The sequence below is a fragment of the Neptuniibacter sp. SY11_33 genome, from assembly GCF_047778025.1.
Lineage (GTDB): Bacteria > Pseudomonadota > Gammaproteobacteria > Pseudomonadales > Balneatricaceae > Neptuniibacter.
In genome coordinates, this window is record NZ_CP180543.1 from 2,687,429 (window position 1) to 2,699,946 (window position 12,518).

Below are 12,518 nucleotides of genomic sequence, written 5' to 3' on the forward strand. Positions count from 1 at the left end.
GTTATGAACATACGTGAAAATATTTCCCAGCCAGAGACGCCTGTTCTAAACGTAGAACAAGCAGTCATTAATAAATTTCCTGCTTTTGACGCTAAACCAACACCTTTTAAGCGTTCAGCACTACATATGCTGCGCAAGTTGGTTCATGAAAAAGAGATCAATACCTTCTTAGCCAAAAACAAAGATGCCCATGGTTTTGAATTTATTGATCGCGTCTTAGATTACTTTAACTTTGGTTACAGCATCAGCAATCATGATCGGGCCAACATTCCCTCGTCAGGAAGGGTAGTAATCATTGCAAATCACCCACTTGGTGCACTTGATGGTTTATCACTACTAAAACTGGTTGGGGAAGTTCGTCGAGATGTAAAAATTGTCGCTAACGATGTGCTGATGAACTTTGATCCTATCAGCAATCTATTCTTGCCTGTTGATAACTTAAACGGGAATACACGTAAGAAAAACATCGAGGGTATTGTTGATGCTCTGCGACAAGAACAAGCTGTCATCGTCTTCCCTGCCGGTGAAGTTTCACGTGCAGGGATTACAGGTATAAAAGACGATAAGTGGAACAGTGGCTTTCTGCGTATTGCTCGCAAAGCCAATGCTCCAATCTTGCCGGTGTTCATTGGTGGTAAGAACTCACCGCTTTTCTATAGTGTCTCTTACCTGAATAAGAACTTCTCTACCATCATGCTGGCTCGAGAGATGTTCAAGCAATACTCAGTGACGATCCAGATAAAAGTTGGCGAAGCGATTCCATATAGTCAAATCGATGCCGTTCCAGTATCCACAGCAGAAAAAACTAAGCTGCTTAAAAAGCACCTCTACAGGATCGCAAAAAATAAGAAACCGCTTTTTATTACAGAAAAAACCATCGCACACCCTCAAGATCGCCAAAGCATTAAACAAGAACTGCGCGATGCTGAATTACTCGGTGAAACTTCTGATGGAAAAAAAATCTACTTATTCGACTTTATTAAAGATTCTGCAGTGATGCATGAACTTGGTCGTTTAAGAGAGATAGCCTTCCGCTGCGTTGGAGAAGGCACAGGCGCAAAAAAAGATCTCGATCACTATGATCAGTACTACCGCCACATAATCCTCTGGGATGAAGAAGAGTTGGAAATTGTTGGGGCTTATCGATTGGCAGAAGCAGCTAAGCTAAAAGACCACCCTGAAAAGAAGCTCTACAGCAGCGACCTTTTCCAATATAACGATGAGATGCAGCCCTATTTCTCACAAGGGATCGAACTCGGTCGTAGTTTTGTACAGCCAAAATATTGGGGCAAACGTAGCTTAGATTATCTCTGGTACGGGATTGGTGCTTACCTTCGCAAACACCCAGAAATTCGCTATATGTTTGGTCCAGTCAGCCTAAGCAATAATTACCCTAAGGCTGCTAAAGATATGTTGGTTTGGTTTTATCGTCATTACTTCGAAGATAATGAAAACCTTGCTAGTTCCGTTTCACCTTACGGTATCGACGAGGTAACCGAAGAACACATGAGAAGCCTTTTCGACGGCAATAACTACAAAAGCGACTTCAGCATATTGAAAGAGCAATTAGAGTTTATGGGCGTAAACGTCCCAACTTTGTATAAACAATATAGCGAGCTATGCACTGAAGGCGGCGTTTGTTTTCTCGATTTTGGTGTGGACCCAGACTTTAACTACTGTATCGACGGTTTAGTTTTAGTCGATATAAGCTACGTTAAAGAAAAGAAACATAAACGCTATATTGGTGAATAATCTGTCAAATTTTGGTTAACGCACCTGTTCATTTAAGTACGTTAACCAGAATTAGCCTCATTAATTACCCTTACGGTTTGACCTTGAGGTCATCAGGTCTCGTCCAATATCTACTATTAGCGATAGGCGTATCCCTGGGGAGCAAGGGGTTACTGATCGCAATAATATTTTTTTCGCCCCACTGACTTAAAGGAAATAACTTGGACGTGATGGGATGCTTCTTAAGCAGTTGGTCAAACTCTCCCGAATCTATCGACCTTTCCAGCCCTAGCTCTAATCGTTTAGCTAACTCGATGTTTCCTTTTTGAACAAAGAAATACATTGGAAACGGATAATAAATAATCGTGCTGGTAAATAAGCGTAAATTAGGATGTTTTTCACGACGAGCCGTTAACTCAGGACCGCCCTCATGAATTCCTCGAGGAAAAAAATCACATCGTCCGGCTGCTAGCTGGCCAAACATAAGTTCATATATCGGCCCTCTTCTTACATCAATACCCGCACTTTCCAATATATCTGAATCAGGCCAATGTCTTCCTTGGCAAGCGGTATACTTTCTCAAATCCTCTAGGTTTCTTATTTTTTGGAAGTTAGATTTGAAATCTTCTCGAATGATACTAAGTCGATAACCTAACAATCCCTTCAAAAGAGGAATTCGAATCGCTGTAAATTCTTCTTCTCTATCAATGGAGGTCCCCGCCCAATATACATCTATGATTTCTCCCCTTTTCAATTCATAAAAAGCTCTGCCTTGCTCCATTCTCACTACATGTGCCACCTTGCTTTGGCCGTACTCAGAAGAGGTGTTATCCAACATCATTTGCAACAAGGTGACAAAATAGTTGTGGCTGACATCATAGTCGGATTGAGGTGGGATTGTGCGTAACTCCGTGGACGCTAAGCTTACGGAGTCATGTAGATTTCCAATGGATACCGCAGTGATAATTAAAATCTGACTTAATAACTTTTGTAGAGATACTCGCATCCTACATAACTCTCTATAAAATCTACTCAGTAAAATCCAAAGGTTTCACTTTAATGGTTTAAAACTAAGTCTAGCTGGATAAATAAAAAAAGCCGCTTAGTAGCAACTACTAAGCGGCTTTTAGTTAGATAAAAGCTAAAGGTTTAAACTTACTTTTGAGTTGGCGCTTTAATATCCATTTCAGTATTCAATTCAATACCCTGAGACTGAAGGTTCAACGCCAATTTAACTTTCATATCCATATTTTTAAGCGTTTCCATCTGCTCAGTTAGTTCTGGGTCAGCAGCCATTTCCATAACGGGTAGAAGCGGCGTAAGCATCTTTTTGTAATCCATTGAGAAGTTCAACAAACCATTACCCGAGACCTGCTCTGAACCCAACGTATCCGCCAAAGCCTGACCGCTTTCACCTGCGAAGATAACCAAGTGCTGACCTTTAAGCGCTAACATAGGCTTAACGTTTACTTCAGGAGGCATTGGGACCATAGTCGACAGATCAATAGCAGAACCATCTTCTGGTAACTGGATAGCCGCTAGAGGCGGAGCAAAAGACTTCGCCATATCAAACAGTACTTTTGGATTGTCAGCAGACAAAGAAACAATCCCTTGCAAAGATTCAAGCTGAGGAGCAAAACCTTCAGTCTTCAAGCTGAAGTCCTGAATAGCAGCACCGATTCCTTTGACACCTTGAGCCATACCCGTAAACATCGCTAAAGCTGCTGGGTTAGCCTGCTGCACACCCGCTTGCATCTCAGCTAATGGTGCACATTTGTAGGCAGGTTCTAGCATGTTGCTCCAAATAGAAGACAAACCAGTACCTAGCTTGTTGGCATCAAGGCCTACACCCAAACCAAATACCTGAGCATCATTTAGGTATGACGGGATATAACCTTGAAGAGAAGCTAACGCATCCATCACGACTTTATTCTTACTTTCAACAACCGTCGAAACACGCATAAAGCTGCGTTCTGGTGTAATTTGGATATCATCAGCGCTACGTGCACCAATTACAGTGCGTGGCCAATTAGCCGCAATAGCAGCCATTTCAGACTGACATTCAGGATTACGCACATCAGCCAAACCATCAGGATCACCTTCGGCAGTCATCGCTTTTGTCAGCATACTTGCCAAAGTATTACCGCTTTCAGTAGTAAATGCCGTCACTAGCTGCTGATGATCGATGTAAGATATATAGTTCTTGATAAAGCCATGCTGAGTTGCAATCTGCTCGACAGTACCAGACTGCTGTAGTGACTGAGCAGGTTTTACTTGTGCTAAAGCAATATCAATTGTTTTAGCATCATTTACATGAGTATTGATGGTCCAAGTAGCCCAACCATCTTCGAAGGCTACAAGTACTTCAAACTTCTCGCCCTTTTCATTATTTTCTAGCGTATAAGCACGGTACTGTAATTCGCCAGAAGTACGCAGTTCGTGTTTAAAACCACTGTCTTGTTCTGCTTTGTCTAACGCAGCCCATAAACCTTGAGCATCTGTTACTTCATAGCGAATAACGGGAATGAAGCCCACTGCGTAGACATACATTCTCAACTCATCTGGTAGACCAAACGTTTTTTGAAACTCAGAAGGTGAACCCGCCGCTTCAAAGTAAGCTTTGATTAGACTGGAGAAAAAACGTTTCTTCGGGTCTGTTTCATCGTCTAATGCATCTAGCAGCTCTTGAGGTGCTTTTGCCTGAAGTGAGCTAGTAGACTGGAGATAATTTTTAAGCGGGAATGGCTCTAACTGACCTGAAAAGAAAACCGTGTCGGCAGGCACATATGCCAATGGAGATTTAGACGTGGCGGTAATACCACCATCTTGCTGGGTTAGGATGTAGCCAACTGCACCGGCTGCTACAACGGCACCGGCTATAATGACATTACGCACCTTACAAAACTCCTTTTATAAATTTTTATAGATCTTAACTGAACTGATTCAAACTGTCGTTAGTCTCAGAAGAAAATAGGAATAATTCTTACTAAGGATTAGAACAAGCATCTAATATAGATAGCTTTTGTACTAGGTTTAAATATTTTTGACTAGAAGATTGGCTTACATATGAAGAAAGGTAAGGACCTGGCAACACTCTCCTCTAAAAAAGAACTAGATGAATTCATTCAGCTTGCCAATGAGCTCGTATCCGTAAATGCTGATGCTCAGGGGCGTATTTTATTTGCCTTAGATGCAACAGCCAGCCGCCAAGCCACATGGGATCATGCCTGCCATCTGCAAAACCAGATGTTTTCAGCCACCAGCGAGATAGGAAATCTAGCTGTAATGCTGTGCTATTTTCGGGGTTATCAAGAATTCCGCCATAGTACATGGCTTAACCAGCCTGCTCAGCTTAGACAGATTATGGAGAAAGTCTCTTGTGCTGCTGGCCATACTCAAATACAGAAGGTACTTCAGTTAGGTATTAACGAAACTCGAAAACAAGAAGTCAAAGCGATCATCTATATCGGCGATAGTCAGGAGGAAAGTACCGATAAGCTGACTTCTCTCGCAGGTCAACTTGGGTTACTCAAAACACCCGTCTTTATATTTCAGGAAGGTGCTGACTGCCGTGCAAGGCAAGCATTTACCGCTATAGCCCATCTTTCAGGAGGTGCTTATCACCACTTCGATCATCATAGCTCTGAATTGCTAAAGCAACTTTTGATTGCTGTTGCTATCTATGCCAGCCAAGGTAAACCAGCATTTCAACGCTATATCGAAAATAAAGGCCACCCAGCAAAACATCTACTTGAGCAGTTACGGTAAAATAGACAACATAGTCATTGTGAATTGTTAGACATCAGTAAAGGTAAAATGTGAATCCAATTAGTTTAGTAGTTTTAGCCGGTTTAGGTTTTCTAGTTTTCTTTTGGCTTAAGACACTTACACCGGCAAAACGCTCACGAGCAGTTATCGCTATTATTTTAGTCATTGCCTCTCTATTCATTCTTTTGATGGCGTTAACAGGGCGCCTTCACTGGATTGCAGCAGTGGCAGCAGGCTTATTGCCCTTTGCCCGTAGGCTCATTCCTCTATTTATTCGCTTTCTCCCTTTCTTCAATTACTTGTATAAAAAACGACAGAGCCAAGCGAGCTCAGGCAACGTTTCTAAAGTGGAAACACAAATCTTGTCTATGCGTTTAGATCATGATTCAGGGGTGATGTATGGCACAGTTAAGCAAGGACCGCTACAAGGAAGAGAACTAGGCGACTTAAGCGAGCAAGAGTTTATGCAATTACTGCAATACTGCCGTGAACATGACGGGGAATCTGCGCGTTTATTAACAACCTACTTAGATAAACGTTTTGGCGATAGCTGGCGCGAAGACGATATCCCGAATAACGATAGTTCTAACAACCACTCTCATAATGGGTCAATGAGTCGCCAAGAAGCATTCGACATTTTAGGAATTCCTCCTAATAGCACTAAGGAAGAAATTATCGCCGCGCATCGTAAGTTGATGCAGAAGATGCACCCTGACCGCGGCGGTAGTGATTATCTTGCAGCCCAGATCAACCAGGCCAAAGACATTCTGATTAACGATTAAATTTTCGATAAAGGCGTTCGGGGCCGGACCTTTCTAGTCGGAACCCCGAATGCCCAAACGTAGGACTATATCCCTTTAGCAGTAAACCGCCCTTTTGATCCTTTTCGAAGACAAGAATTTCATTATCTTCGCGGCCGTCAATATCTACAAAATGAATAACAACTCGCCCATTTTTCATCAACTGCCAAGAGCCCGTTTGAACGATTAATGGCTGACGATTACGATAATCTTGAGTTAAAACCGCTTGCTGATCGCTCGATAACTCTAAAGAAATATAACGCCCTTGCGACCTTAATCCGGGTAGCTCGACTCCATATAAGCCAGGTAGTGTTCTGAGATCCAACTTCCCTTGCCTAGCACAGCCTTCAAAGACCGTTCCATTCAACACCATTTGAGCAGTAAACTCGTATTCAATTCCATAACGGTCCTGACAACGTAACCGGTCCATTTTTAAAGTCAGACTATGACGTTTTATGCCCTTTAACTCACTAGCCCACTCTGTGCTGCTGCCAAACTGAATAGGATCGTTCAATGGGAAAATAAGTTTTTTCAGACGATCAAACCTTTTAACATGTATGCCATCATCACGAACATCCGCTATCCATAATGGTCGGTCACCTGCAGCACGATATTCATTACCTGATAGTTCATAATTACAGGTTGATTGATTACCACCTATCAGATGTACCTGATAAACCTCCCAAGGCTCACCCGGTGCTATATGAGAGCCACTCATCTCTGCATAAAAAGCGGGCTCCATGGAAGTATCCAATTTTTGCTCTAATCGCCCGGTATAATCATTAATCAGCTCACGTTGATAAACGTAGCAGGGCTTAAAGCTGAGTCCTTGGTCTGTCATGTTCACGACTCCACGACGGAACAGAGGGCCTTCTTCAGTACTGAACTCAGCAGGCTTTTTCTGACAACCTGTTAGCGTAGTGACCACGAAAAAAACTGCAAAAAATGGAAGAAATGGGAAGTATTTACCGGTTATCATATTAACTATTGCGAGATGCGGATCGAATAATGATAATAAGATAATAGAACAAGGAGGGCAAAATATGGCTAGGCCAGCAGAGTTTGATCGTACGGATGTCTTAGAGAAAGCAATGAATGTTTTCTGGAGAACAGGTTACAGTGCTACATCGGTAACCGATCTAGTTAATGCGACCAAACTAAAACCGGGATCACTATACGGTGCATTTCAAAGCAAACGTGGTTTGTTTTTAGAAGTTATAGATACCTATGCTGCGCGCAGTCTAAATCGCGTTTCAAGCGTGATGGAAGATGCTGAAACACCGCTGAAAGGAATCGAACAATTTTTTAAATGCTTCTGTGATGATCTAGCAAATGACCGTCTTGGCAAAGGCTGCCTAATGGTTAATACCATGCTAGAACTGGCTACAGAAGATGATGAGATCAGAGAACGCGTGGGTGGCTACCTAAGCCAAGTAGAAACTTACTTTACTAACGCGCTGACTCAAGCTCAGGAACAAGGATTGCTAGATAAACAGCAATCACCTGAAGATCTTGCAACATATCTAATGACAAATATATGGGGGCTGCGAGTTTTAAGTAGCAAGCGACCCGATCAGTCTAAATATGATGCAGTCATTGCAAATATGCTTAAGGCACTTCATAGCCCGTGCCATTAGTAATGATCTTCTATTAAATAAAAAGCACCGTTTATCGGTGCTTTTTTATTTATATAATTTTTCGCTTAATTCACGTTATATGCACAACGAAAACCGATCGACCCATAAACGCTTCTGCCACTTACCGGCGGTTTCACATTACGGAATGAACTACGCAAATTAGCTTTATTCTCATCCCAAGACCCACCACGAACCACGCGTTGACGTCCCTGATCTGGGCCAAACAGATCTCCGCCTGCATAGCGTTCCAGACCATTTTTAGCATACCAGTTCATCGTCCATTCACCGGCATTACCATGCATATCGTGTAAGCCATAAGCGTTTTCAGCGTGACTACCTATTGGCCAAGTACGGTCTTCACCGCAACCATCAGGTTCATTAGGGACCGATCCCAGCGTTTTGCCGTCATCAAGAATGGCTTGTTTACAACTTACATCTTGGCCCCACGGATAGCGCGTAAGCGTATTTGCCCGCGCTGCTTTTTCCCATTCTGCTTCAAAAGGTAAACGGCCACCTTTAGCTTGACAGAAATCTAAAGCCTGTTGCCAATCTACACAGTTAATCGGATGATTCCCCCGCCCCTCTGCACCCAAATTACAATATTGATTTCGTTGATGATCTTTTGGTCGTTGGCAATTCCCAGCCTCAATACATGCTTGATACTCAGCAACCGTTACTTCATTTCTATCAATCAAAAAAGTTGGCACGTGAACAGCAGTGCCTCCGGGCTTTCCTTCATCATTTTCACAGTCACTATCTCCCTGTGAACAACCCATCTGAAACTTACCAGCATCAATCTGGATTTTACGGGATTCTGCGAATACGCCAGACGTAAAACCACTTAGTAACACTGCTATACAGCACACGCTCTTATTCATGCCCTTTCCCCTGCTTATATGCATTCTTATCTTTATCAAGCAACAAAGGTATCTAACCTTCTAAAGGTAGAGCATAAATAAGCACGATAGTTTCATCATGATCGCAAATTATGTTGAGGCACTAACTTTTGGAAGCATTAATATGATTCCTCATCAACATCATAACTCGCTATGATAGACTCAAGTCTATTAATAAGGGAAAGATCGAATGGCAGAGAAACAAAGAACGCGACGCTTACGCAAGTACGAAGCAGACCCCAAACTTTCTACTTCAGCCCCTTCGAATGAGACGATGCAGCTGTTATCACCATTCGGCCCTTTAATAGCAAAAACCAAGCTTCCTTCAGAACTGATAGAAAAGATAAATCTATTTGCTGACCAGCATATTTCCAAAACCGAAAGTTCAGAATTTATGCTTTCTGAAGATGTTGTTTTTGGTGGAGTGCCTTCACTTGCCGATACTGTCGGCAGATTAATAAGCGATTATGTTAAGGAAGCAGAAGGTAGTCAGCTAGATAGAGCAATCTATGAAGTCTTTTGGATCGTCAGCCAATATCAAAACACACCTAGCCCTGTGCATTTCCATTCCGGTGATATTTCAGGTGTATTGTTCCTCAAAGTCCCTGATGAGATAGACCCTAGCCAAGAGGAAAGAAACTATATCTCTGGTCGTAAAGCGGGATATTTGAATTTTATCGAAGGTAATAAGCAGCGTTTTTCTAAATCACTCTTAAGTGTCAAACCTGAGGTGGGTGATTTTTACCTTTTCCCTGGGTGGTTACTCCATGGCGCTGAACCCTTTATTGGTGATGGAGAACGGCGCTCCATGGCATTTAATGCGACATTAAAGATTCGATAGGGTTCAGATTAAACCCCTATTACCTAATTCGTACCACCAACCACTTTAAAACTAATTTATGGCACCGGCTCGGAACCAAGTCTTACTCTGCCCCCAAATATTTTTTATCTCTAATTTCAATAAACCAATCTAAGCGGTTATATTTTTCAGCAACCCTTCCTAGCTCCATAAGAGCTTTATTCTCAGTAGCGATCTTATCTATATAATAAATAAGTACATCTGAACTTTTGTTCAACATAATCACATCCGTAAAAGCTAATCCTCCGCTATCTTTACGAGACAAATCCACTTTAAAATCTAAAGCGATTCCCAAGGCTTCTGGACAATTACCATAAGCAGCACCATGAAACGGTACAACACTAGCTTCTTGCCCATACATATCAACACCAGCATTGATTAACTTAATTATCCATTCCTCCCTCCCCAAAGCAAAAGCAAAAAAAAGAGCAGAATTCAGAGCCTCCTTCTTTTGTTTATCTATTTCACTCGCATAATCAAGATTATTAAATACAACAGCATCGACTATTAATGGGTGATGAGATACCAAGTTCTTATTTAATAAAACCGAAAGTTTATGAATAATAACGTAGTATTTTTTATCTGGCGCCTTATTCAAGTTCTGCTCATTACAAACTTTTTCAAGTTCGTCAGCGAATCCTTCTATAGGGTTTAAAAAAACTAAAACCAAAGCTAAAAATATGTTTTTCATTTGCAGATCCATCTGATGTAATGATGAAAATTCCCTCTTACCTTGCGGCGATCTTAACCATTACTCGTCTGATAAAATTAGAAATCATCCAAAAATCGTATCACCCTGCTGATCGATCATACATTTGGCTTTACGCACCATTTCATCCGCGCTTTGAGTTTCATCCATCAAAACATCTGCACGGATAAAGCGATGAGACTGTTCGCCCTTCTCAATCAAACCATTGACCCTATAACCAGCATCTTCTGATATAGGCATTGGTTTGATGATATAGCCGTTATATTCCACCTCGATAAAACTACTCGTCGATTCTGGTTCTGTTTTTTTAGCTGTGAATAACTCGCTGATTTTTTTAATCAGAGACATTTAAATAACCTTTGAAAAATTGATTACGTATCAATATAAAAATTTTGCGGCGGTATAAATGGCGAATGCCTTTTCCCAGATTTCACCTACTTTACCACTGCCTACAGAATGCCCATCAAGTTGTGTGACCGGAGCAATCTCTTTAGAAGAACTGGTAATCCATAGCTCATCTGCAGATCGAACCTCTTCCATTGAGATAGTTCGTTCCTCAACGGGAATCATTCCATCTGCCTTTAAGCTATCAATAATAATCCGGCGAGTAATCCCCGGTAGGATCTGATTATCTAACTTAGGTGTCAGTACGACACCATCTTTGACGATGAAGACATTACACGCACTGCCTTCAGTAAGCTGATGTTCTGCGTTATACAACAGCGTTTCATCGCTACCAGCAGAGTAACCTTGTTGAAAATGGATTACATTTCCTAATAGGGCCGTCGATTTAATATGGCAACGTTGCCACCTTAAATCTTCTGTACTAATCAAACTGTATTGCGTTACTTTTTCTCGATCGACCGGTTCTGGATCTTTGATCGCGAAAGTGTATGCAAATATGGTCGGCTCTACACCTTCAGGATATGCATGGTAGCGCTTATCGTCCGTACCTCGGGAAACATGAACGTACACCCCTAAGTTATTGGCTTGATCACTGTTTTTCTCGATCAGATCATTCAGTAGATTACGCCATTGCTCAGCGGAGAGAGAGCAGTCAATTTCGATCTCTGCTAAACCATTTAACATACGTTGGATATGTAAACCTAAACCAACCGATTGTCCCTGATAGTAAGGTATCACTTCGTAGATACCATCGCCGAAGAGGAAACCGCGGTCTAAAGGTGAGATACGTGCTTCTGACAACGGTAGGAAATCACCATTAAGGTATGCAATGCTCATAGAGATATCCCTCCACTTATTCTTTTACCAGACCAATAAATTGCCTTAATTCATTAATCACGCTTTGCCCTTCGGATGCCGGCAAACCATCTTCAGTTAACTCATTTTCTCTTGTAACACCGTCGACGCTGCCTAATTTAGAAAGATAGCGAAGTATTTCCAAGGGCTGTATATCGGCAAAGAAATCTCGATGGTTCCAAAAACTTAGAAAAGCAATAATGCCGTAGGCTCCCCAATTAGATACATCTGTAATGAGTAGCTCATCCACTTCGGTAACGGATGCCTTTATATCAAGATTTTTAAGCACATCTTTGACATTGCCCATACCTATTTCGTTACCACCATCACCTATGCCTATGGTTGGGCATTTAGCATTCAGGATAAAGGTATCAAAGCAAGCTGTACGAGCGCTGATGTTTTCACCGCGCATATTGTAATAGCGACCATCTTCAGCCTGACCTGGGCGTTCAATAGAGATGACGGCTTCGGGGTTGTATTGATACAACGCTTGGAACGCTTCCAATGTGCGCTCTTTATGCTCGCCCACACGAATTTCATGAACTCTATAATCAGGCATAAGAGCCTGAGATACCGGTGGACCGCATACTATAACGGGTGTTGCACCAATCGCTTCTAAGACTTTATACAGCGCGATAGCCCCAACTGGCCCATCCGTTTCAAAAGTATCCACAACGGGGAAGCCCGTTCCAATCAATACATGCCCTCTGCATCGATTAAGCATTCGAGCTGCACGCAGGTAATAGCCAGATTCCAACTGCGGTTGGATCGTTTGCATGCCACGTAAATTTCTAGCAACCAATAGGTCTTCAATTTGCTTACTTATCGTGGCTTCATTTGGCATAACGGCACCTATAC

The 12,518-nt window shown here is 42.0% G+C and carries 13 protein-coding genes; 5 read left to right on the top strand and 8 right to left on the bottom strand.

Annotation, left to right across the window (positions count from 1 at the left end):
* Nucleotides 1-3: 3 nt before the first annotated feature.
* Nucleotides 4-1,752, top strand: coding sequence for a GNAT family N-acyltransferase (locus ACMXYV_RS12645; protein ID WP_415888831.1), 1,749 nt, complete (start codon nucleotides 4-6; stop codon nucleotides 1,750-1,752).
* A gap of 70 nt (nucleotides 1,753-1,822) precedes the next feature.
* Here the strand turns inward: ACMXYV_RS12645 and ACMXYV_RS12650 are convergent, their stop codons facing one another.
* The gene (locus ACMXYV_RS12650; protein ID WP_415888832.1) at nucleotides 1,823-2,737 is read right to left on the bottom strand and encodes a substrate-binding periplasmic protein; all 915 of its coding nucleotides are present in this window, start codon (nucleotides 2,735-2,737) and stop codon (nucleotides 1,823-1,825) included.
* Nucleotides 2,738-2,886: 149 nt separating this feature from the next.
* Nucleotides 2,887-4,626 (bottom strand): hypothetical protein, encoded by a 1,740-nt coding sequence (locus ACMXYV_RS12655; RefSeq protein WP_415888833.1) that lies wholly within the window; start codon nucleotides 4,624-4,626, stop codon nucleotides 2,887-2,889.
* 171 nt (nucleotides 4,627-4,797) lie between these two features.
* On the opposite strand from ACMXYV_RS12655, the gene ACMXYV_RS12660 reads away from it, so the two are divergent.
* Both ACMXYV_RS12660 and ACMXYV_RS12665 read left to right on the top strand, forming a co-directional pair.
* Nucleotides 4,798-5,499, top strand: a complete 702-nt coding sequence (locus tag ACMXYV_RS12660; protein WP_415888834.1) for a VWA domain-containing protein — start codon at nucleotides 4,798-4,800, stop codon at nucleotides 5,497-5,499.
* 50 nt (nucleotides 5,500-5,549) lie between these two features.
* Nucleotides 5,550-6,281: a DnaJ domain-containing protein gene (locus ACMXYV_RS12665; RefSeq protein ID WP_415888835.1), complete on the top strand. Its 732-nt coding sequence runs from the start codon at nucleotides 5,550-5,552 to the stop codon at nucleotides 6,279-6,281.
* Here ACMXYV_RS12665 and ACMXYV_RS12670 read toward each other — a convergent pair.
* Nucleotides 6,271-7,227 carry a hypothetical protein gene (locus ACMXYV_RS12670; protein WP_415888836.1) on the bottom strand — a complete coding sequence of 319 codons (957 nt, stop codon included), beginning with the start codon at nucleotides 7,225-7,227 and terminating at the stop codon, nucleotides 6,271-6,273. The genes ACMXYV_RS12665 and ACMXYV_RS12670 overlap by 11 nt on opposite strands.
* A 115-nt stretch (nucleotides 7,228-7,342) precedes the next feature.
* Here ACMXYV_RS12670 and ACMXYV_RS12675 point away from each other — a divergent pair, with 115 nt between their 5' ends.
* The gene (locus ACMXYV_RS12675; protein WP_415888837.1) at nucleotides 7,343-7,936 is read left to right on the top strand and encodes a TetR/AcrR family transcriptional regulator; all 594 of its coding nucleotides are present in this window, start codon (nucleotides 7,343-7,345) and stop codon (nucleotides 7,934-7,936) included.
* A 65-nt stretch (nucleotides 7,937-8,001) separates the two neighbouring features.
* Here ACMXYV_RS12675 and ACMXYV_RS12680 read toward each other — a convergent pair whose 3' ends face one another.
* Nucleotides 8,002-8,814 carry a formylglycine-generating enzyme family protein gene (locus ACMXYV_RS12680; protein WP_415888838.1) on the bottom strand — a complete coding sequence of 271 codons (813 nt, stop codon included), beginning with the start codon at nucleotides 8,812-8,814 and terminating at the stop codon, nucleotides 8,002-8,004.
* A gap of 208 nt (nucleotides 8,815-9,022) precedes the next feature.
* Between ACMXYV_RS12680 and ACMXYV_RS12685 the strand changes: the two genes are divergently transcribed.
* Nucleotides 9,023-9,673, top strand: a complete 651-nt coding sequence (locus ACMXYV_RS12685; RefSeq protein WP_415888839.1) for a putative 2OG-Fe(II) oxygenase — start codon at nucleotides 9,023-9,025, stop codon at nucleotides 9,671-9,673.
* A gap of 82 nt (nucleotides 9,674-9,755) precedes the next feature.
* On the opposite strand, the gene ACMXYV_RS12690 is transcribed toward ACMXYV_RS12685, so the two are convergent.
* From ACMXYV_RS12690 to ACMXYV_RS12705, 4 genes are all read right to left on the bottom strand, one after another.
* Nucleotides 9,756-10,382 (bottom strand): hypothetical protein, encoded by a 627-nt coding sequence (locus ACMXYV_RS12690; RefSeq protein WP_415888840.1) that lies wholly within the window; start codon nucleotides 10,380-10,382, stop codon nucleotides 9,756-9,758.
* An 84-nt stretch (nucleotides 10,383-10,466) separates the two neighbouring features.
* A complete protein-coding gene (locus ACMXYV_RS12695) occupies nucleotides 10,467-10,748 on the bottom strand; it encodes an HlyU family transcriptional regulator (protein ID WP_415888841.1) in 282 nt (93 codons plus the stop codon).
* 30 nt (nucleotides 10,749-10,778) lie between these two features.
* Nucleotides 10,779-11,642, bottom strand: a complete 864-nt coding sequence (locus tag ACMXYV_RS12700; protein WP_415888842.1) for an aminotransferase class IV — start codon at nucleotides 11,640-11,642, stop codon at nucleotides 10,779-10,781.
* Nucleotides 11,643-11,658: 16 nt separating this feature from the next.
* Complete coding sequence (locus tag ACMXYV_RS12705; protein ID WP_415888843.1) at nucleotides 11,659-12,504, bottom strand: DUF4392 domain-containing protein; 846 nt, start codon at nucleotides 12,502-12,504, stop codon at nucleotides 11,659-11,661.
* Nucleotides 12,505-12,518: the final 14 nt, after the last annotated feature.

Coding starts and splice junctions, on each gene's coding strand:
- ACMXYV_RS12645 (WP_415888831.1), top strand. CDS start 4: ATGAACATACGTGAAAATATTTCCCAGCCAGAGACGCCTGTTCTAAAC.
- ACMXYV_RS12650 (WP_415888832.1), bottom strand. CDS start 2,737: ATGCGAGTATCTCTACAAAAGTTATTAAGTCAGATTTTAATTATCACT.
- ACMXYV_RS12660 (WP_415888834.1), top strand. CDS start 4,798: ATGAAGAAAGGTAAGGACCTGGCAACACTCTCCTCTAAAAAAGAACTA.
- ACMXYV_RS12675 (WP_415888837.1), top strand. CDS start 7,343: ATGGCTAGGCCAGCAGAGTTTGATCGTACGGATGTCTTAGAGAAAGCA.
- ACMXYV_RS12680 (WP_415888838.1), bottom strand. CDS start 8,814: ATGAATAAGAGCGTGTGCTGTATAGCAGTGTTACTAAGTGGTTTTACG.
- ACMXYV_RS12685 (WP_415888839.1), top strand. CDS start 9,023: ATGGCAGAGAAACAAAGAACGCGACGCTTACGCAAGTACGAAGCAGAC.
- ACMXYV_RS12690 (WP_415888840.1), bottom strand. CDS start 10,382: ATGAAAAACATATTTTTAGCTTTGGTTTTAGTTTTTTTAAACCCTATA.
- ACMXYV_RS12695 (WP_415888841.1), bottom strand. CDS start 10,748: ATGTCTCTGATTAAAAAAATCAGCGAGTTATTCACAGCTAAAAAAACA.
- ACMXYV_RS12700 (WP_415888842.1), bottom strand. CDS start 11,642: ATGAGCATTGCATACCTTAATGGTGATTTCCTACCGTTGTCAGAAGCA.
- ACMXYV_RS12705 (WP_415888843.1), bottom strand. CDS start 12,504: ATGCCAAATGAAGCCACGATAAGTAAGCAAATTGAAGACCTATTGGTT.